The organism is Sulfitobacter sp. CB2047, assembly GCF_000735125.2.
In the GTDB taxonomy this organism is placed as follows: domain Bacteria; phylum Pseudomonadota; class Alphaproteobacteria; order Rhodobacterales; family Rhodobacteraceae; genus Sulfitobacter; species Sulfitobacter pontiacus.
The window spans coordinates 1566828-1586965 of the sequence record NZ_CP072613.1 but is presented as its reverse complement, the minus strand read 5'-3'; the positions used below and the strand labels follow the sequence as shown (position 1 = coordinate 1586965).

Sequence of the window (20138 nt, the reverse complement as noted above, 5' to 3'; positions counted from 1 at the left end):
ATGCCGACGCAAGCCCCGTTCGAGATTGCGGGTCAACACGTGGCACCCGGCTCTCGGGCACAGATCGACTTGCCGATCTCGATCCTGCCGGACCACACGCCTGTCGGTCTCTCGCTTGAAGTGATCCACGGCAAGCGCCCCGGGCCCACCATGTTTGTCAGCGCCGCTGTTCACGGGGACGAGCTGATCGGGGTCGAGATCGTGCGCCGTCTGCTGCGCGCACCGCAATTGAAATCCCTGCGGGGGACGCTGCTGGTGATCCCGGTGGTGAACTCTTTCGGTTTCCTGAACCGGTCACGCTATCTGCCGGACCGGCGCGATCTGAACCGTTGTTTTCCGGGGCACCCGTCGGGGTCTTTGGGGTCACGGCTGGCGCATATCTTTCTGAACGACGTGGTGCTGCGCTGTGATTTCGGAATCGATCTACATTCGGCCGCGATCCACCGGACCAACCTGCCGCAGGTGCGGATATCTCCATCAGATGCGGTGACGCGGCGCATGGCCGCCAGCTTTGCCGCACCGGTGGTGCTGACCTCGCCCCTGCGCGACGGATCGCTGCGCGCGGTCGCCGCCGCCAAGGGCACGCCGGTGCTGCTGTATGAGGCGGGCGAAGGGCTGCGCTTTGACGAAATGGCGGTGCGCGCGGGCGTTGCGGGTATCTTGCGGGTCATGCATGCCGAAGACATGCTGCCGGCCAAGGGCATCGCCCCCTCGCGCAGGCAGTCCCATGTCTGCTCAAGCTCGACCTGGTTGCGCGCGCCAGTGGGTGGGCTGCTGCGCACCTTCAGGGCCGAGGGGGAGACCGTGAAACAGGGCGACGCGCTGGCGACAGTCTCTGATCCGTTCGGCAAGACCGAAGAGGATATTATCGCCCCCCATGACGGTATCCTGATCGGCCGCGCGATCCTGCCCGTGGTGAACGAGGGCGACGCTGTCTTCCACTTGGCAAAGCTGCTGCCCAAGGCCGTGGCAGACACGGTCGAGGATATGATCACGCAGCTCGAAAGCGACCCGCTGTTCGACGAAGACGAGATTATCTAGGCAGATCACACTCAGGCACGTCGAAGCCCGCGCAGCGCGCAGGTTTTGACGGCTTTACCGGTGGATCATTCAGGCGTCGCGTTTTTCAGCACGGCTGAGACAGGGGCAAGTGCGACTTGGCTGGCACGGTCCTGTAACCCCCAGACCAACAGCGCCGAGATCGTCTCGGGCCGCATCCGCCCCATCATGATCACCGACCCTTCGATCCCCGCCTTGAACGCGGCCTGATCAAGGAACCGTCGGATCACGGTGGGCGTCTGCCCCTTGCTGTCAAAGTCGCGGAACACGGGTGCAGCGGGCACGCCCTCTTTCACTGCAAGCTTGGGCATCGTGTTCAGCCCCTTGTCCTGGGTCACAAGGCCATAGCCCCCCTGCCCAAGGATCGCAGTCACCTGATCTGCTGTCGCACGGTCGGGTTGCAGCCCGGCACCCTGCCCTTCAAGCACGCCGATCACTTCGGGCATGCGCGAGAAGGCGACCGCCAGCGTGGTCTCTGCATCGCTTGGCTGCGCGCCTTGGGGCAGGTCGACCATCGCCAGCACCTCGAATCCTTCGTTGCGGTAGGTCTGCATGCGCTCTGCCGCGTCGGGCAGGCTGACGTCGACGGCAAAGCTCAGCGGATAGGGAAAGCTGCGCAACGCGGCGATACCGACCTCGCCCCCTTGCAGATCACTGCCCACGTCCATCAACAGGACGCTCATCAGCGGTTTGTCATCAGGATTCGCGAAAGGCTGGCCATACCGGGTGATGGCGGGGCTTTCTGCGGTGGCTTGCGCCTCGGGGGCGGTCTGTTCGCCCGATTGGGCGGTCGGCAGGCGGTTGATCGTCACGCCCGTATCCCGTTCAGAGGTGATTGCCGCAGGGGTGCCGATTGTGGGCCGCCCGTCTGTGCGTTGCTCGGGCGCGACAAAGACAACATCGGCGGGGGCTTCTTCGGGTTGCGCGTCGGGCGCGCTTGGTGCGGTGGCGACATCGGTATCCGGCGTGGGCGACACGGGAGTGTCGACGCTTTCGTCGGCGGTGACGGGCGGTGCTGTCCGGGTCTCGATGCCAAGCGCATCCGGCTCGGTCGGTTCCATCGGTGCGAGCGCCATCGGATTGGGCAAGACAGGATCATCGAGCGTGATCTTCGGTGCAGCCGCATCGGGCACGGTCACGGGAGCTGTCGCGTCGATATCCTGCGCGATCTGCGGCGCGGGCTGCGGCGTTGGGGCGACCTCTGGCTCGGGCTGTGGTTCAGGCTCTACCGTCTCAGGCGCTGCCGCGACGTCCGGCGCGTCCTCTGAAGGTGCATCTTGCACAGCCTCTTGCGCGACCGGTGCTTCTACTTCTGGTGTGACCTCGGCTTTAGGTACAGTCTCGGGCTCTGGTTCAACGATGGGCTCCTCGACGACAGGCTCTTCGACAACTGGCTCCGGCTCTGGCGTGATCACATCCTCGTTAGTGTCCTCAGCCGCCGTCAGGGGCGTTTCATCAGCCGCTACTACCGGGGGGGCCGCCATTTCGGACGCGTTGGTCGCGCGCTCTTCGTCAGGCGTGTCACTTGGCACAGGCGTGTCTTGCAAGGGCGCGGGCCCCATAGGTACCATGAAGGACGCGACACCGGCGACGCCGACACTGAATACCGCACCAATGAGGATGCCGCCAATAAACCCGCGTGACATAGATGATCGCTCCTGTTTTTGTTCCGGTTCGCGCGGCTCTCCGGCCTGCTGCCCTTGACGATAGGTCTTAACCCTGAACATGTATCAGCGGACATTATACCGTGGTTTTGCGCGGTTCCTCTAGCCCTAAACCCTGCCTCAATACAAAGAATTGCCGCATGCTGCTCTTGATAGATAACTACGATAGCTTCACCTACAACCTCGTACACTATCTGGGTGACCTCGGGGCCGAAGTCGAAATCCGCCGCAATGACCAGATCGACGTGCAGGCCGCGATGGCGATGAACCCCGCGGGGATCATCCTGTCGCCCGGCCCCTGCGACCCGGATCAAGCGGGCATCTGCCTTGCGCTGACGGTAGCCGCCGCCGAAACAAGCACGCCGCTTTTGGGTGTGTGCCTTGGCCATCAGACGCTGGGTCAGGCGTTCGGCGGCAAGGTCGTGCGCGCGGGCGAGATCGTGCACGGCAAGATGGGCATGATGCACCACAAGGGTCAGGGCGTCTTTGCGGGGCTGCCATCGCCCTTTGCCGCGACGCGCTATCATTCGCTGATCGTTGACCGCGCTACCCTGCCCGACTGCCTTGAGATCACGGCAGAGCTTGAGGACGGCACGATCATGGGCCTGCAGCACCGCGACCTGCCGCTGCATGGCGTGCAGTTCCACCCGGAATCGATCCGTTCGGATCACGGTCACCAGATGCTGCAAAACTTTCTGAACAACGTAAAGGTGCCCGCATGAGCGATGCTCTAAAACCTCTGATCGATGCGGCCGCCAATGGCCCGCTGACCCGGGATCAGGCCGAGACCGCGTTCCAGATCCTGTTCGAGGGCGAAGCGACCCCCAGCCAGATCGGTGGCTTCCTGATGGCCCTGCGCACCCGTGGCGAGACGGTGGATGAATATGCTGCCGCCGCCCATGTCATGCGCGCCAAATGCAATCCCGTCACCGCCCCCGAGGGCGCGATGGACATCGTGGGCACCGGCGGCGATGGCAAGGGCACGCTGAATATTTCTACCGCGACGGCCTTTGTCGTGGCCGGCGCGGGCGTCGTGGTGGCGAAACATGGCAACCGCAACCTGTCGTCCAAATCCGGTGCGGCGGATGCGCTAACGCAGATGGGGCTCAAGGTGATGGTCGGGCCCAAGGTGGTCGAGGCCGCCCTGCGCGATGCGGGCATCGGCTTTATGATGGCGCCGATGCACCATCCCGCGATTGCCCATGTCATGCCCACGCGGTCCGAATTGGGCACACGCACGATCTTCAACATCCTCGGCCCGCTGACCAACCCGGCGGGCGTCAAACGGCAGCTGACCGGGGCTTATCGCCGCGATCTGATCCGCCCGATGGCCGAAACACTTGGCGCGCTTGGCTCTGAAAAAGCGTGGCTTGTGCATGGCTCCGACGGGACGGACGAGCTGACGATCACCGGCACCAGCTGGATCGCCGCGCTGAACCCTGATGGCACCATTTCCGAATTCGAGATCACGCCCGAAGACGCGGGCCTTCCGGTCCATCCGTTCGAGGATATCGTCGGCGGCACACCCGAAGAAAACGCACGTGATTTCAACGCGCTGCTGGACGGAACCCCATCGGCCTACCGCGATGCGGTCTTGCTCAATTCGGCGGCGGCGCTGGTCGTGGCCGATGCCGCGCCCGATCTGAAAGCAGGGGTAGAGATGGCACGTCACAGCATTGACAGCGGTGCGGCCCGTGACAAGATCACCCAAGTCGCGCGGATCACCCAGACCGCATGAGCCGTTTTGACCTATCGCGCCTCGGGGCCTGGCGCGACCTTGCGTTCTTTGACGACACCCTGCCCGGCATCGCCGCCGCGCTGGCCGCGGACCCGCGCGAGACGCTACCGCCCCGACCGCAGGTTTTCGCCGCGCTGGAACATACCCAGCCCGACGCGGTGCGCGTGGTGATCCTGGGGCAAGATCCCTATCCCACCCCCGGCCATGCCCACGGCTTTGCCTTTTCCGCGCGCGCCGATACCAAACCGCTGCCCCGTTCGCTGTCCAATATCTATAAGGAAATGGTGGATGACATCGGCGCGTGCCCACCGGATGCCGATCTGCGGTTCTGGGCGGATCAGGGCGTGCTGTTGTTGAATACCACATTGACCGTGCCTGCGCGGGACGCAGGCGGTCATGGGAAACTGGGCTGGCAGCAGCTGACCACGCAAATTCTTGGCCGCTTGGCCGACCGTCCCCGCGCCTATTTGCTGTGGGGTGCGCATGGCCAAAAAGTCGCGCGGGATGTGGACGGGGGACCGAACTTCAAACTCGAAACCCCGCACCCGTCGCCCCTGTCCGCGCGGCGTGGGTTTTTCGGGTCACGCCCCTTCTCGCGCTGCAATGACTGGTTGCACGCCCAAGGCCAAGCGGCCATAAACTGGGCAACACCGGAGACATCATGACCGATACCAACACTGGCACCATCCTAGACAAGATCAAAGCCTACAAGCTGGAAGAGATCGCCGCCGACAAGGCCGCCAAACCGCTCGAGGCCGTAGAGGCAGAGGCGCGCGCCGCCTCGCCCGTGCGCCCTTTTGCCGACGCGTTGTTCGACGCCTCGCGCGAGGGGTACGGGCTGATTGCCGAGGTCAAGAAGGCAAGCCCGTCAAAAGGGTTGATCCGCGCCGATTTCGACCCCGCTACACTGGCCGCTGCCTATGCCGCCGGTGGCGCGACCTGCCTGTCGGTGCTGACAGACACGCCCAGCTTTCAGGGGGCCAAGGAATATCTTGTCGCCGCCCGCGAGGCCTGCACCCTGCCCGTGCTGCGCAAGGATTTCATGTACGACCCCTATCAGGTCGCCGAAGCCCGCGCGCTTGGGGCAGATTGTATCCTGATCATCATGGCCTCTGTCAGCGATGCCCAAGCGATCGAGCTTGAGGACGCCGCCGCCCAATGGGGCATGGACGCGCTGATCGAGGTGCATGACAAGGAAGAGCTGGACCGCGCCGCCGTGCTGAAAAGCCGCATGATGGGGATCAACAACCGCAACCTCAAAACCTTCGAGACGACGCTAGATACCACGCGCCGCCTGTCGAAACATGTGGATGTGGAAAAGATGATCGTATCGGAAAGCGGGCTGAACACGCCCGAAGATCTGGCCGATATGGCGAAATACGGATCGCGGGTGTTCCTGATCGGGGAAAGCCTGATGCGTCAGGACGATGTAGAGGTCGCAACCCGCAACCTGCTGGCCACACCGCTGCGGCCGGGGGGCATGTAATGGCGCTCACGCATTTTGACGGTAAGGGTGACGCGCATATGGTCGACGTGTCGGACAAACCCGTGACGTCGCGGGTGGCCGTTGCTGAAACCCACATCAAGATGTTGCGCGAAACCTTTGATATCATTACCGAAGGACGCGCTAAAAAGGGTGACGTCATGGGGGTGGCCCGTCTGGCGGGGATCATGGCTGCAAAGCGCACCGCCGATCTGATTCCGCTGTGCCACCCTCTGCCGATCACCAAAGTGTCGGTCGAACTGACACCCGATGCCGACCTGCCTGGCCTGCGCATTGCCGCGACCGTCAAGACCACCGGACAGACCGGCGTCGAGATGGAGGCGCTGACCGCCGCCTCTGTCACAGCGCTGACTGTCTATGACATGGCCAAGGCCGTGGACAAAGGCATGGAGATCGGCGGCCTGCGGGTCGTGCTGAAAGACGGCGGCAAATCGGGCCGATACGAGGCAGAATGATCTCTGTCAGCGGCGCCCTGTCGCATCTCTTTGATCTCGTAACCGCCACCGAAGTGGAAGCGGTCCCGCTGCGTCAGGCCGCGGGCCGTGTGCTGGCGCGCGATGGTGTTGCCACCCGCACCCAGCCGCCTTTCGCGGCCTCCTCTATGGATGGCTATGCCCTGCGCCAGACAGAAGTCGAGCCCGACGCGATGTTCAAGGTCATCGGCGAAGCGGCGGCGGGCCATCGATTTGACGGAGTGGTCAAGGCCGGTCAGGCCGTGCGCATCTTTACCGGTGCCCCTGTCCCCGAAGGTGCGGATTTCGTTGTGATCCAAGAGGATACGACCCGTCGTGGCGATCTGATCATGCTGGGCCATGACATCGGCCCCAAGACCAATATCCGCCCCGCCGGTGGGGATTTCCATGCAGGTGACACGATGGATGCGCCGCGTCTGCTGCGCCCTGCCGATATCGCGCTGCTGGCGTCGATGAATGTGGCGACGGTGCCGGTCTATACCAAACCACGCGTCGCGATCATCGCCACGGGGGACGAGCTGGTGCAACCCGGCGAGGTGCCGAACCCCGACCAGATCATCGCCTCCAATACCTATGGTCTGGCCGCCCTGCTTGAACAGCATGGTGCGCAGTGCCGCATGATCCCGATTGCCCGCGACACGGTGCCCTCGCTGACCCAAGCCTTCACCATGGCGCAGGATGCCGATCTGATCATCACCATCGGCGGTGCCTCTGTCGGAGACCACGATCTGGTCGCCCCCGTCGCCGCCCAAATGGGGATGGACCAGTCTTTCTACAAAGTCGCGATGCGCCCCGGCAAACCTCTTATGGCGGGGCGGCTGCGTGATGTCCCGATGATCGGCCTGCCCGGCAATCCGGTGTCGGCGATGGTCTGCGGGACGGTCTTTGTCGTGCCGGTGCTGCGCAAGATGCTGGGCCTGCCCGCCGCGCCCGCCGCACGGGTCGATCTGCCGCTTGGCGTCGATCTGCCCGCCAATGGGCCACGCGAACATTATATGCGTGCGATGGTCCGTGACGGTGCCGTCCTGCCCGAAGACAATCAGGACAGTTCGCTGCTGGGCATCCTGTCGCGCGCCGATGTCCTGATGGTCCGCCCGCCCCACGATGGGGCCCGCACGGCCGGAGCGATCATAGGCTGTATTCCCCTCTGACGGTTGACACAAAACAGGAACATCCCTAGAACAAACCCCAAATAGAAACGGGGAATGTCCGGATGCTGACCAAGAAACAACTCGATCTGCTGGCCTTTATTCACAAACGTGTGCAGCGCGATGGCGTGCCGCCCAGCTTTGACGAGATGAAAGAAGCGCTTGATCTGCGGTCCAAATCCGGCATCCACCGTCTGATCACAGCGCTGGAGGAACGCGGATTCATCCGCCGGCTTGCGCATCGCGCCCGCGCGATAGAGGTAGTGAAACTGCCCGATAGCTTGGGCAGCCTGTCCGGTGCGGGCTTTACCCCGCGCGTGATTGACGGCGACCGCCCCGATGGGCCGCCCCCTTCTGCCGCGCAGCCGGTCAGCGCGTCGTCCTTTGATGTACCGATGATGGGCCGGATCGCCGCCGGTGTCCCGATCGAGGCGATCAGCACCATGACCCAATCCGTCGCCGTCCCCGGCGGGATGATCAGCGGCAGCGGCGAACACTACGCTTTGGAGGTGCAGGGTGATTCCATGATCGACGCAGGGATCAACGATGGCGACGTGGTGATCATCCGCGAAACCTCTGTCGCGGATGATGGGGATATCGTGGTTGCGCTGGTCGAAGACCACGAGGCGACGCTCAAGAAATTCCGCCGTCACGGCAGCTCTGTCGCACTGGAAGCCGCTAACCCCGCCTATGAAACGCGGGTTCTGCCGTCGGATAAGGTCAAGGTGCAGGGGCGTCTGGTCGGGTTGATCCGCACCTACTGACGCTTGCTACCACGGCGGCCTGTCCTTTGGCCATGCTGTCCACAGCCGCGTGCCCGCTTTTTGGCGGGCCGTTTGCATTGTGACCCGCCCGTTGTCGATGGTGAGTGCGACTGCCCCCGAGGATCGCAACCGGTCGGGGTCAAACACATCGCAACCGCCCGTCAGCGGCGGATCGGGCACAACAGACAGCACGATGATCTGATCCGCACGGCACGCCCCGAACGCCGCCCGCGCGCGCTTGCCGGACAGGTGGATCACCTCTCGCCCCCCAATATTTGGCCTTGTGGGCCAGCGCGCGGCGGCCCGGGCCTGATCGGCGCCATCGCCGTCATTCTCCAGCCAGTTGAGCGCGACAAAGCCTGCGCCTTTCGCCTTGCTCAGCGCACGGCCCGTGGGGGTCATCACCCCCACCAGACTGCCGGTGTCCGAGATCAGTACCGTCGGACGCTCTGCCCCGTGCCACAATACCCCCGCCGCAATCACGGCTCCCAGACCGGCAAATCGCAACCAACCCTGCCACAGCAACAGCCACAAAAACCCGAGCGCCAGCAGCGGCAGCACCCAAGGGCCGGGGGCGGCCACATGGCCCTGCGCCCCGTCGATCCCCGCAACGCCCTGCGCGACCAGCAAGATCCAGCGCAACCCTGCGCCCATGACCTGCAGGGGAATCCACTCTAGTCCCAGCGGTGCCATGACCAAGGCCGCGACGGCGGCCGGCATCACCAAGATCCCCATCAGCGGGACCGAGAGCAGGTTCGCGACCAAGCCATATTGCGCGATTGTGTTGAAATGGGCCGCCCCGATGGGCGCGGTAAAGCCCCCCGCCACAGCCGAGGAAATCACCGTCGCCACAGCCGGTGCCAGCCACTTCGGCCCAAGCGAGACCTCGGCGTTGCGCAACCAGCCAAAGATCGCAACCAACCCCGTGGTGGCGGCAAAGGACATCTGGAACCCCGGCCCCGTCAATGCCTCTGGCCGCAGGACCAACACGACCGTGGCTGCAATCGCCACGGCCCGCAGGGTCAGCGCCCGTCGCCCGATGATCAACGCGCCAAGGGCCACGGCGACCATGATGAACGCGCGTTCGGTTGCGACATTACCCCCCGACAACAGCAGATAGCCGCTGGCCGCCACCAGCGCCCCTGCCGCTGCGATACTGCGCGTGGGCCAGTGCAGCGCGATCCACGGCACCAACGTCAGCACGATCCGCAACGCGCCAAAGACCACCGCGCTCAGCAACCCCATGTGCAAGCCCGAGATCGCCAATAGATGCGCAAGGTTGCTGGCGCGCAGATCCTGCAGCGCGTCCTGGCTGATGGCGCTGCGGTCGCCGGTGGTGATCGCCGTGGCAAACCCGCCTATATCACCCGGCAAGATCCGCTGAATCCGGGCCGAGGCCGCCATGCGCGCCCGAAATACCGCTAGCCCGCCATGCCCCGCCTCAGCCGGTGTCGCCGCCAGTAACGGGGTGCGACTATACCCCACAGCACCCAAGCCTGCGAACCATGCATGCCGTTGGAAATCAAAGCCCTCAGGCTCGACCGGACCGCTTGGCGGTGATAGATGCCCCGTGGTCATCACCCCCAACCCCGGCGTGATATCCGCGTCAAAGCGTCTGTCGCCGTGCAAGGACACGCGCACATGCAGCGGCGTCCGCGCCGCAGACACCCGTTCAAGCACGACCCGATCCAGCGTCAGCCGCAAGGCGTCGGACTGGCTGCGATCCACCGCCACGACGCGCCCCGCGATCGGGCCGTAATAGCGCCACCCCAGCACCGGCCCGCCGACGGCATGGGCCCGCAACGCCGCCAGATCAAAACCGACCAACACCAAGGCCGCGCCCAACAAAACGGGCCCCGCGACCTCGCCCGCCAGAAAGGCCGCAGCCCCCAGCAGCGCCGCCCCGCCCGCGACCCAAAGCAGGACGGTCAGCGAAGGCTCAACCCGCAGCGCAAAATAGCTACCGATCCCCACGGCCAGACACACCGGCACCCAGCCGATCAGATGCCCCCGCTGTGCGCGCATGCTCTGCGCCATATAGGACAACAGCCCCATACTTGCCCCCGTTCTCTGCACTGGGTAGATAGTCGGGGACGCTATCTCCAAAGGAGTTAGCAAATGATAAACGGCACCCCGAACGGGCGTTTTCCGTGAACTTCTGCTGCAAAGGATCCTCCGCTCATGACAACGCCTGTCGTTACCCGTTTCGCCCCGTCTCCTACCGGTTATCTGCACATCGGCGGCGCGCGGACGGCGCTGTTCAGCTGGCTTTATGCACGCGGTCGGGGCGGTAAATTCCTGCTGCGTATCGAAGACACCGACCGCCAGCGCCACACCCCCGAGGCAACCGAAGCGATTCTGCAGGGCATGGCGTGGCTGGGACTGGATCACGACGGTGACGTGGTCAGCCAGTTCGAAAACGCACCCCGCCACGCCGAGGTGGCGCTGCAGCTTCTTGCCGAAGGAAAGGCGTATAAGTGCTTTGCCTCGCAAGAAGAAATCGCCGCGTTCCGGGATCAGGCCAAGGCCGAGGGGCGCAGCACCCTGTACCAATCACCTTGGCGTGACGCCGCGCCCGAAACGCACCCCGACGCCCCCTATGTCGTACGGATCAAGGCCCCGTTGACGGGCGAAACCGTCATCCGCGACGCGGTCCAGGGCGACGTGGTGATCGGGAACGACCAGCTTGATGACATGGTGCTGTTACGTTCCGATGGTACGCCCGTCTATATGCTGGCCGTTGTTGTTGATGACCATGACATGGGCGTGACCCATGTGATCCGCGGGGATGATCACCTCAACAACGCCGCGCGCCAGATGATGATTTACAACGCTATGGGCTGGGACGTGCCGGTCTGGGCGCATATCCCGCTGATCCACGGCGCGGATGGCAAGAAACTGTCGAAACGTCACGGCGCTTTGGGCGCGCAGGAATATCAGGCAATGGGCTTTCCCGCGGCCGGTATGCGCAACTACCTCGCCCGTCTGGGGTGGAGCCATGGGGACGACGAATTCTTCACCGACGCCCAAGCGCAAGAATGGTTCGATCTGGACGGTATCCGCAAAAGCCCCGCGCAATTCGACCTCAAGAAGCTGGAAAACATCTGTGGGCAGCACATCGCCGCGGCGGATGATGCTGCATTGCGGCACGAGATCGAGGCCTATTTGACCGCTGCCGGTCTGCCCGCGCTCACAAAAGCGCAAGCTGACGGGTTGGAGCGGGCGATGTATTGCTTAAAGGATCGCGCGAAGAAATTTCCTGATCTCCTTGAAAAAGCTGAATTTATCCTCGCCGAACGCCCCATCCAACCGGACGAGAAGGCAGACAAGCACTTGGACAATGTATCCCGTGGTATGCTGACTGAATTGACGCCGCAGTTGCAGAATGTTACTTGGGACAGAGAAACGCTGGAGGAGGCGCTGAACGGCTTTGCCGCCGCGCGGGACACCAAATTCGGCAAACTGGCGGGGCCGCTGCGCGCGGCACTCGCCGGGCGGGCAGCAACCCCATCAGTTTTCGATATGATGCTGGTACTTGGGCGTGACGAAAGCCTTGCCCGTTTAAACGATGCGGCTATCTAAGATATGCAAAAGCATATTCCTGATATGCACAACAATAACTGAGGGGCGGACCGTTTCGGTATCTCCCCAGTCGACGGCATAACGCACGTCGATAAAACGATAGGAAGGGACTTCATGGCCGAAAGTACAAAATCCGCAACGTTGACCATCGACGGGAACAGCTTTGAACTGCCGATCTATTCCCCGTCGGCGGGCCCGGATGTCATGGACATCCGCAAGCTGTTCTCTCAGGCGAATGTGTTCACATATGACCCTGGCTTCACCTCGACAGCGGCCTGTGACAGCACGATCACCTTCATTGACGGTGACGAAGGCGTGTTGCTTCACCGTGGGTATCCGATCGACCAACTGGCCAGCGAATCCCACTACCTCGAAGTGTGCTACCTGCTGCTGTATGGCGAACTGCCCTCTGCCGCGCAGTTGGAAGAGTTCGAAAATCTGGTGACCAACCACACCATGATCCACGAGCAGATGATCAACTTCTTCCGTGGTTTCCGCCGTGATGCACACCCGATGGCGATCATGGTCGGCGTTGTGGGCGCGATGTCTGCCTTCTACCACGACAGCACCGACATCAACGACGCGCACCAGCGCGAAGTGGCAACGATCCGTCTGATCGCCAAGATGCCGACGATTGCCGCGATGGCCTATAAGTACACCATCGGTCAGCCGTTCATCTATCCGCGCAACGACGTAGACTATGCCGGTAACTTCCTGCGCATGTGTTTCGCCGTCCCTGCCGAGGATTACGTCGTCGACCCCATCCTCGCCCGCGCGATGGACCGCATCTTTACCCTGCACGCGGACCACGAACAGAACGCATCGACATCGACCGTGCGTCTGGCGTCCTCTTCGGGGGCGAACCCCTTTGCCTGTATCGCTGCTGGCATCGCCTGCCTTTGGGGGCCGGCGCATGGTGGGGCGAACCAGGCATGTCTTGAAATGCTGAAAGAGATCGGCACACCGGACCGCATCCCTGAATTCATCGCCCGCGCCAAGGACAAGAACGACCCGTTCCGCCTGATGGGCTTTGGTCACCGCGTCTACAAGAACCACGACCCACGCGCGACCGTGATGAAAGAAAGCGCGGACGAAGTGCTTGAGCTGCTGGGTGTCGAAAACAACCCGATCCTGCAGGTCGCGAAAGAGCTTGAAAAACAGGCGCTGGAAGATCCGTATTTCGCAGAGAAGAAGCTGTTCCCGAACGTCGATTTCTACTCGGGCATCATTCTCGAAGCGATGGGTTTCCCCACGTCGATGTTCACGCCGATCTTTGCGCTGGCACGGACCGTTGGCTGGATCTCGCAGTGGAAAGAGCAGATCAGCGATCCTCAGCTGAAAATCGGGCGTCCCCGTCAGCTGTATCTTGGCGAAACACCACGCGACTATGTGGACATCGAAAAGCGCTGAATGTCAGTACATTAGTCAAAATGCCCCGCCCTCACGGCGGGGCGTTTTGCGTTTCAGGGTGGACTGCTGCTGCCTGAAACGCAGGACAAAGAGAATCACCTGAAAGCCCGCCAGAAAGCGCCCCGTGATCAAAGCGCCTCTTTCCAGCCCATTGTTTCAACTCACTTTTCCCCATTTCGAAACCATAGCGTCCGAAATATGGCAGTTTTGTGTTGTTGTTTCCAAGCTACGCATAATGGTCAAAATTGATTGACCAACCGCCCCGATCATCCCAGATTCATCGTCAATTCAGCGCAGCTTTACCCTGTGCGATGCACAGCAGACCCCAATACGCCCGCTGCCCCCCGCGGAAAGGATGACCGGATGAACGACCCTCGGCCTCGCCTGCAATGGGATAACGCGACCAGTCTAAGCTGCAAGACCGCACGACATCACCCCGCGCCGCAGGGATCGTTCGTGCATGATATCGAACAGAAATGTGACCAGATCGCGGTGGTCTATGACAAGGGCCAGACGCCGCCGCGGATCACGGTCAAGCAAGTGTCAGGCAGCGTGCACACGGTGCTCGCCGACGGGATAGCGGTGGCTGTGGTTGCCAGCGCCTCGCGTCCGACCCTCAACCCCGATGACGTGTTGTTGGTCGAACGCTCGGTCTAGTGGGATTAGCGGCCCTCGAAGCTCGCGGGGCGTTTCTGCATAAAGGCCATCACGCCCTCTTTGAAATCACGTGATTGCCCGCATTTGCCTTGTTCCTGCGCCTCTAGCGACAACTGATCCTCCAGCGTATTGTCCCAGCTTGCGCGAATGGCGTTCTTGGCAGCGGCATAGGCTGCGGTCGGACCTTGCGCCAGATGCGCCGCCTTGGCACGCCAATGGGCGTCAAACGCGGCATCGGCCACCGCTTCCCAGATCATCCCCCAGTCATCCGCCTGACGGGCAGAGATTTTATCCGCGAACAAGGCCGCGCCCATAGCCTTGGCCGTGCCCATCTGGCGGGGCAACGTATAGGTGCCGCCCGCATCGGGCATCAGTCCAATGCGCGTAAATGCTTGCAGAAAATAGGAAGATTCCGTCGCAAAGACCACATCCGCAGCCAGTGCAAGGTTCGCCCCTGCCCCTGCCGCAGGACCATTGACCGCGGCGATCGTCGGCACAGGGCAGTTGGTGATCGCCCGCAGCATGGGGCCATATTCCTCGCGCAGGGTGCGTTCCAGATCCAGCGAGCCCTTGCTGCTGCTGTCGCTCAGATCCTGACCGGTGCAAAACGCACGACCGGCACCGGTGATGACCACACAACGCGCGTCTTTGCCCGCTTGGGTAAACGCGTGCTCGATCTCTGCCCGCATTTGCGTGGTCAGCGCGTTCATCTTGTCGGGGCGGTTCATGGTGACCACGGCCAGCCCGTCGGTCAATTCATAGGTCAGGGTTTGATAGTCCATGGCACGGGTTCCTCATCTAGATTTCCCCCGCACCTTACCCATACGACAGGCCACCGCCAGTGAAACCCCGCGTTATCGCTTCAGAATGTCGTCCAGCCGCGCCTGTTCTTGCGCGCTAAGCGGGGCCTGTTCCGCCGACGGTGCCTTCGCACGACCGCGCAGGTAGCCAAGCCCGACCCCAGCCGCGATCAATAGCATGAGGGGCCCTGCCGCCCATAACACCCAGGTCGATCCCCGAGCAGGCGGGTTAAGCAGGACATATTCACCATAGCGGTCGACGATATAAGCGACCGCCTCTTCGTCGCTATCGCCAGCCACCAGACGTTCGCGCAGCAGGATACGCAGGTCGCGCGCAAGGCTGGCATTGCTTTCGTCGATGCTTTCGTTGCGGCACACAAGGCAACGCAACCCTTTCGACAAGCTCCGCGCGCGTTGCTCAAGCGCAGGATCCGAGAGCACCTCGTCCGGCTGCACGGCCCAGGTCGGCGCAACCGATAGCACAGGTGCTACAAGCAACATCAGGGCGAGGATCAGCGCCCTCATTCTGCAGGTACCGGTTTTGTTTTCGCCGCCCCTGCCGCAACGCGGTAGCGCCGGTCTGAAAGGCTTAGCACGCCACCAAGGGCCATCAGCGCGCAGCCGATCCAAATCCAGTTGGTCAGCGGTTTGACATAAGTGCGCACCACCCAGCCGCCATTTGCCTGTTCATCCCCGATCACGACATAGACATCGCGCAGCAGATTATAGTCGATCGCCGCTTCGGTCGTGGGCATCTGCGCCACGGGATAGAAGCGTTTCTCCGGTCGCAACTGCGCAATCTCTTCCCCGTCGTGGAACAATGTCACGCTGCCGGTCGTCGCCGTATAGTTCGGACCCTGGCCCTGAGTGACATCGTCCAGCTGCACGGTGTAGCGCCCCACATCGTAGGAGTCCCCCAGCGGAACGGCGCGGATGTCATCAATCGACCACGCCGTCAGGCCAGCCACCCCCGCCATGGTCACCCCAAGGCCGGCGTGGGCCACCATCTTGCCCCAATCCGCACGCGGCAACCGCCCAAGCCGGCGCAGCCGGTTACTACCGCGCCCCGTACGCCCCCACAGATCAACAACGGTGCCCATCACGATCCACGCCCCCAAGAACAACCCGAGCGGCCCCAGCAAGCTGCGCCCCGACTGCATCGCGTAGGCCAGCCCCCCAATCGCAATCGCCAATACAAAGGCGTAGCGTAGCGGCTTTAGCGCCCGCGAAATCACCGCACGCTTCCAAGGCATCGCCGACCCGATCGGTAGGATCAGCCCCAGCATAATCATGAAAGGTGTAAAGGCGGCGTTAAAAAACGGGGGGCCAACGCTCAATTTTCTGTCGAAGAACATTTCCGCCAGCAGCGGCCACATCGTGCCAATGAAAACGACGAAACAGGCAACGGCGAGCAGCACGTTATTTACCAGCAAAGCCGACTCTCGGCTGACCATGCTGAACACGCCTTTCGCCTCTAGCGCGCTGGCGCGCGCCGCGAACAGAACCAGCGCACCGCCCATGAAAAACGCCATGATCATCAGAATAAACACGCCGCGTTCGGGGTCATTCGCAAAGGCGTGGACCGAGGTTAGCAACCCGGACCTGACGATAAACGTCCCGATCAGCGAGAAGCCAAAAGCCAGGATCGCAAGCAGGATCGTCCAGCTTTTCAGGCTTTCTCGTTTCTCCACAACGATAGCGGAATGAAGCAGCGCCGCCGCCAGAAGCCAGGGCATAAAGCTTGCGTTTTCAACGGGATCCCAGAACCAGAACCCGCCCCAGCCAAGTTCGTAATAGGCCCACCAGGACCCGAGCGCGATGCCGATCGTCAAAAACACCCACGCCGCCAAGGTCCAAGGACGCACCCACCGGCCCCAAGCGGCATCGATCCGCCCTTCGATCAAGGCGGCAACGGCAAAGCTGAAGGTCATCGAAAGGCCGACATACCCCAAATATAAAAACGGCGGGTGGAAGGCGAGCCCGGGATCCTGCAGAAGCGGGTTCAGATCCTGCCCGTCAAAAGGGGGCGTCGCCAGCCGCAAGAACGGGTTGGATGTGAACAGGATGAAGGCAAAAAACGCCACACCGATTGCGGCTTGCACAGAAAGAACCCGCGCCCGCAAAGTCGGCGGCAGATTGCCCCCGAACCACGCAGCCATCGCCCCGAATAGCGAGACAATGAGCACCCACAGCAGCATTGAGCCTTCATGATTGCCCCAAGTACCGCTGATTTTATACAAAAGCGGCTTCATCGAGTGGCTGTTCAACACCACCAATCGCAGCGAGAAATCAGAGGTGACAAAGGCCCACATCAACGCCGCAAACGCCAGCAATGTCAGGGCGAATTGCGCCCCGGCGGCAGGCTCTGCCACGGCCATCCACCCGGGCCAGCGTTTATGAGCACCAATCAGGGGCACGACCATCTGAACGATGGCAACGCCGAAGGCGAGGATAAGGGCGAAATGTCCGAGCTCTGTAATCATACCCCGATCATAGAGCGGAGCACCGCCCCATACCATGCCGATTCACCGCGAAATCACACGACTGTGCGCAGCAAAGCGTCGCAGGCCCCCCTTACCCTGCAACCCTGCGCCAGTTACCCTGCAGCCCTGCGCCAGTCCGCAAGCGCCGCGTTGTCCGATCTGTCGCGCACTGCGCTAGATACGCCTTCCAGATCCCGCACGGCCCCTTCTTCAACACCATCAACACGTAGCGTTTCCAGCTCTCTGATATGTCGCATCACCGTTGGCGTCTGCGCGACGGTGCGCGCGATAGAGTGTTGAAAATCTTGTGTTTTTACCTGATGCCGCGCGCCAAAATAGAAGGACACGACAACCCCCAGAAGCCACCATAACGGCTCTGGCACCAGCGACACGCCCTGCATCCGGCTGGCAAACCAGACCGGATCAACCATCGCCGTGATGAACAAGCCCAAGGTACCAAGCGCCAGCGCTGGACGCGGAAGCCGGTTCAGCCCGTCCATGAAACGGTCAAACCGTCCCTTGCGGGGCACAGCGAATTCCGCCCCAAATTGCACCATAGCCTGTTCCCGCGCGGTCGCATCACGGCCGGCCGTCTTTTCCGCATTGGCGCGAAATACCTCGACCGTGTCGCGCACCACATTGCGGCCGTCACCAAAGACCAACGCAAGCGCGGTATCAATCATCCCCATGCCGCGACCCTTTCGTTAAAGTCACGGATGCTCAGATGGTACCGCGGTGACATGAATTCCTCTGCCCGTTTGATCCATCCTCCTTTCTTTCCGGCCCTCGTGCGGGCGTATTTGCGACTTGCGGGGCGCTGATCCGCCAGCCCAAAGTAATAGTTGCGCCGCGCCACGGCGTAGGCGTCCACCATCTGCGCAGGTGCAGCGGCGTAAGCGCGCCCCGTAGCGCCAAGCGTTTGCGGTCCAAGGACCCCGTCCACGGCCACATCAAACTCCATATCTCTTAACAATCGCTGAAGAATCTTCACCGCATTCGCCCCCGCATTCACATACATATCGAAAACCGAAGGCTGGAGCGGACTGGGCAGCTGCGCGATCTTGGGTTTGTGGAAGTAATGGGTGATGAATATCTCGGTCGCTTGATCTTGAGTAAGCTCTTGAACATCGGCGAGATTTACTGCGCCGTCACGGTTCACATCCAGCCCCAGCCGACGCAGCGTGTGGATGGTGACGCCGTGGTTTGTTGCCCCGCCCGGATCATCGGGGTCATTCACAAAGCCCCCCTCACGCGCGACGATGGACTTTGCAATTTCCTCAACAGTTTGCATCAGATTGGCCCTTCTTGCAGATTGCACTGCTGCAAGAATGACGTCTCAGATGTTAACGAAACCCGGCAGGCCCGTACGCATCACCCCTCGGGGGCAACATAAACGCCTTGCTCTTTCAGGGCGTCGACGACCTCTTTCGGCATGTAGGTCTCGTCATGTTTGGCAAGGATTTCAGTCGCTTCGAAGGTGCCGTTTATGTAACGCCCTGTCCCTACCATGCCTTGATTTTCCTCGAACAGATCGGGCAATACCCCGCTGTAGGTCACAGGCACAGCCGCGCCGCCATCGGTCACGGAAAAGCGGATCGTCAGACCATCCCCGCGCACAAGGCTGCCCTCTTCAACTAGGCCACCGATGCGGAACACCTCTGTCGGGCCGGGGGGTTCGGCGATCACCTGACTGGGCGCGCGGAAAAAGTTGATCCCGTCGCGCATGGCATATCCAATCAGCGCCGTGGACAGCACAAGCGCCACGACCGCGACGCCGATGATCTGGATACGCCGTTGCTTTTTAAGACTTTTCATGCGCCCTCAGGGAAATAGCGGAGCCATCATCAGCCCCTCGACCTCGTCAATACCTAACATCAGGTTGGCGTTTTGCAACGCCTGCCCGCTGGAGCCCTTGGTCAAATTATCGAGCGCGGCAACCACAATGGCGCGGCCGTCGATCCGGTCTGCCACCACGCCGATGTGACAGAAGTTCGACCCGCGAATATGGCGCGTGCTCGGGGCCTCCCCCATGGGCAGCACCTCGATAAAGGGCTCGGCATCATAGGCCGCGGCAAGGGTTTTGTGGATCACCTCGGCATCGCCTTTGACATAGACGGTCGCCAAAATCCCGCGGTTGGCGGGCACCAGATGCGGGGTGAACTGCACCTTGACCGGACGGCCGGCAATGGCGGAAAACTCCTGATCAAACTCACCCAGATGGCGGTGCGTCCCGCCAAGGGAATATGCGTGATACCCCTCGGACAGTTCTGCATGCAGCAGGTTTTCCTTCAACGACCGCCCCGCACCGGACACGGCGCATTTGAGGTCAAGGATGATGTCGTCCAGATCAATCACGCCTTTTTCGATCAAGGGGCGCAGGGCAAACTGACCGGTGGCGGCGTTACAGCCCGTACCGGCCACAAGACGCGCGGATTTGATCTCTTCGCGGTAGAATTCGGTGAGGCCATAGACCGCCTCTTTCTGCTGCTCCAGCGCGGCATGGGGGTTGCCGTACCACTTGGCGTAGGCCTCGGGGTCGCGCAGCCGGAAATCTGCCGAAAGATCGACGATTTTCAGGTCTTTAGGCAGGTTCGCGATGACCTCTTGGCTGGTTTTATGGGGCAAGGCGCAAAAGCACAGGTCAATGTCCGAGAAATCGATCTCTTCAATGGTGACCAATGCGGGCAGGTCGAGATGACGCAGGTGTGGAAACACCTCTGCGATGGTTTGCCCCGCCTTGGAGTTTGCCCCCAAAGCTTTGATCTGCATAGAGGAATGGCCAGCGATCAGCCGGATCAGCTCGGCTCCGGTATAGCCGGAGGCACCAAGAATGGCGATATTATGGGTCATGTCGGG

Annotated in this window: 20 protein-coding genes; 11 read left to right on the top strand and 9 right to left on the bottom strand. The window is 62.0% G+C overall.

Annotated features, from left to right (window positions below; genetic code table 11):
• Positions 1 to 1041: a succinylglutamate desuccinylase/aspartoacylase family protein gene (locus tag IV89_RS07830; protein WP_037944417.1), complete on the top strand. Its 1041-nt coding sequence runs from the start codon at positions 1 to 3 to the stop codon at positions 1039 to 1041.
• 65 nt (positions 1042 to 1106) lie between these two features.
• Here IV89_RS07830 and IV89_RS07825 read toward each other — a convergent pair whose 3' ends face one another.
• Positions 1107 to 2705, bottom strand: a complete 1599-nt coding sequence (locus IV89_RS07825; RefSeq protein WP_235183789.1) for a divergent polysaccharide deacetylase family protein — start codon at positions 2703 to 2705, stop codon at positions 1107 to 1109.
• Positions 2706 to 2863: 158 nt separating this feature from the next.
• Here IV89_RS07825 and IV89_RS07820 point away from each other — a divergent pair, with 158 nt between their 5' ends.
• The 7 genes from IV89_RS07820 to lexA all read left to right on the top strand — a co-directional run bounded on the left by IV89_RS07820 (position 2864) and on the right by lexA (position 8350).
• Positions 2864 to 3445: an aminodeoxychorismate/anthranilate synthase component II gene (locus IV89_RS07820; protein WP_037944419.1), complete on the top strand. Its 582-nt coding sequence runs from the start codon at positions 2864 to 2866 to the stop codon at positions 3443 to 3445.
• Entirely contained in the window at positions 3442 to 4461 is a 1020-nt protein-coding gene (gene trpD / locus IV89_RS07815) for an anthranilate phosphoribosyltransferase (RefSeq protein ID WP_037944420.1), read from the top strand. Before IV89_RS07820 ends, trpD begins: the two co-directional genes overlap by 4 nt.
• Positions 4458 to 5126 (top strand): uracil-DNA glycosylase, encoded by a 669-nt coding sequence (locus IV89_RS07810; RefSeq protein ID WP_037944422.1) that lies wholly within the window; start codon positions 4458 to 4460, stop codon positions 5124 to 5126. The genes trpD and IV89_RS07810 overlap by 4 nt, the downstream gene beginning before the upstream one ends.
• On the top strand, positions 5123 to 5947 hold the full coding sequence (gene trpC / locus IV89_RS07805; protein WP_009824807.1) for an indole-3-glycerol phosphate synthase TrpC: 825 nt from the start codon (positions 5123 to 5125) through the stop codon (positions 5945 to 5947). Before IV89_RS07810 ends, trpC begins: the two co-directional genes overlap by 4 nt.
• On the top strand, positions 5947 to 6420 hold the full coding sequence (moaC, locus tag IV89_RS07800; RefSeq protein WP_037944424.1) for a cyclic pyranopterin monophosphate synthase MoaC: 474 nt from the start codon (positions 5947 to 5949) through the stop codon (positions 6418 to 6420). Before trpC ends, moaC begins: the two co-directional genes overlap by 1 nt.
• The gene (gene glp, locus IV89_RS07795; RefSeq protein WP_037944425.1) at positions 6417 to 7589 is read left to right on the top strand and encodes a gephyrin-like molybdotransferase Glp; all 1173 of its coding nucleotides are present in this window, start codon (positions 6417 to 6419) and stop codon (positions 7587 to 7589) included. The genes moaC and glp overlap by 4 nt, the downstream gene beginning before the upstream one ends.
• 62 nt (positions 7590 to 7651) lie before the next feature.
• Positions 7652 to 8350 carry a transcriptional repressor LexA gene (gene lexA, locus IV89_RS07790; RefSeq protein ID WP_005853849.1) on the top strand — a complete coding sequence of 233 codons (699 nt, stop codon included), beginning with the start codon at positions 7652 to 7654 and terminating at the stop codon, positions 8348 to 8350.
• 6 nt (positions 8351 to 8356) lie between these two features.
• On the opposite strand, the gene IV89_RS07785 is transcribed toward lexA, so the two are convergent.
• On the bottom strand, positions 8357 to 10405 hold the full coding sequence (locus tag IV89_RS07785; protein WP_037944426.1) for a ComEC/Rec2 family competence protein: 2049 nt from the start codon (positions 10403 to 10405) through the stop codon (positions 8357 to 8359).
• A gap of 126 nt (positions 10406 to 10531) precedes the next feature.
• Here IV89_RS07785 and gltX point away from each other — a divergent pair, with 126 nt between their 5' ends.
• The 3 genes from gltX (at position 10532) to IV89_RS07770 (ending at position 13999) form a co-directional block, all read left to right on the top strand.
• Positions 10532 to 11932 (top strand): glutamate--tRNA ligase, encoded by a 1401-nt coding sequence (gene gltX, locus IV89_RS07780; protein WP_037944427.1) that lies wholly within the window; start codon positions 10532 to 10534, stop codon positions 11930 to 11932.
• 114 nt (positions 11933 to 12046) lie between these two features.
• Positions 12047 to 13342, top strand: a complete 1296-nt coding sequence (gene gltA, locus IV89_RS07775) for a citrate synthase (protein WP_037944428.1) — start codon at positions 12047 to 12049, stop codon at positions 13340 to 13342.
• Positions 13343 to 13705: 363 nt separating this feature from the next.
• Complete coding sequence (locus tag IV89_RS07770) at positions 13706 to 13999, top strand: hypothetical protein (protein ID WP_005853859.1); 294 nt, start codon at positions 13706 to 13708, stop codon at positions 13997 to 13999.
• 5 nt (positions 14000 to 14004) lie between these two features.
• Here IV89_RS07770 and IV89_RS07765 read toward each other — a convergent pair whose 3' ends face one another.
• The 7 genes from IV89_RS07765 to argC all read right to left on the bottom strand — a co-directional run bounded on the left by IV89_RS07765 (position 14005) and on the right by argC (position 20132).
• A complete protein-coding gene (locus IV89_RS07765; RefSeq protein WP_005853861.1) occupies positions 14005 to 14781 on the bottom strand; it encodes an enoyl-CoA hydratase-related protein in 777 nt (258 codons plus the stop codon).
• Positions 14782 to 14853: 72 nt separating this feature from the next.
• On the bottom strand, positions 14854 to 15324 hold the full coding sequence (locus tag IV89_RS07760) for a cytochrome c-type biogenesis protein (RefSeq protein ID WP_037944429.1): 471 nt from the start codon (positions 15322 to 15324) through the stop codon (positions 14854 to 14856).
• A complete protein-coding gene (locus IV89_RS07755; RefSeq protein WP_037944430.1) occupies positions 15321 to 17282 on the bottom strand; it encodes a heme lyase CcmF/NrfE family subunit in 1962 nt (653 codons plus the stop codon). The genes IV89_RS07760 and IV89_RS07755 overlap by 4 nt, the downstream gene beginning before the upstream one ends.
• 113 nt (positions 17283 to 17395) lie before the next feature.
• Positions 17396 to 17971, bottom strand: a complete 576-nt coding sequence (locus tag IV89_RS07750) for a holin family protein (protein ID WP_037944432.1) — start codon at positions 17969 to 17971, stop codon at positions 17396 to 17398.
• Positions 17962 to 18573, bottom strand: a complete 612-nt coding sequence (locus IV89_RS07745) for a holin-associated N-acetylmuramidase (protein WP_037944433.1) — start codon at positions 18571 to 18573, stop codon at positions 17962 to 17964. Before IV89_RS07745 ends, IV89_RS07750 begins: the two co-directional genes overlap by 10 nt.
• An 80-nt stretch (positions 18574 to 18653) precedes the next feature.
• Positions 18654 to 19097, bottom strand: coding sequence for a cytochrome c maturation protein CcmE (ccmE, locus tag IV89_RS07740; protein WP_005853870.1), 444 nt, complete (start codon positions 19095 to 19097; stop codon positions 18654 to 18656).
• Positions 19098 to 19103: 6 nt separating this feature from the next.
• Positions 19104 to 20132: an N-acetyl-gamma-glutamyl-phosphate reductase gene (argC, locus tag IV89_RS07735; protein ID WP_005853872.1), complete on the bottom strand. Its 1029-nt coding sequence runs from the start codon at positions 20130 to 20132 to the stop codon at positions 19104 to 19106.
• Positions 20133 to 20138 lie beyond the last annotated feature (6 nt).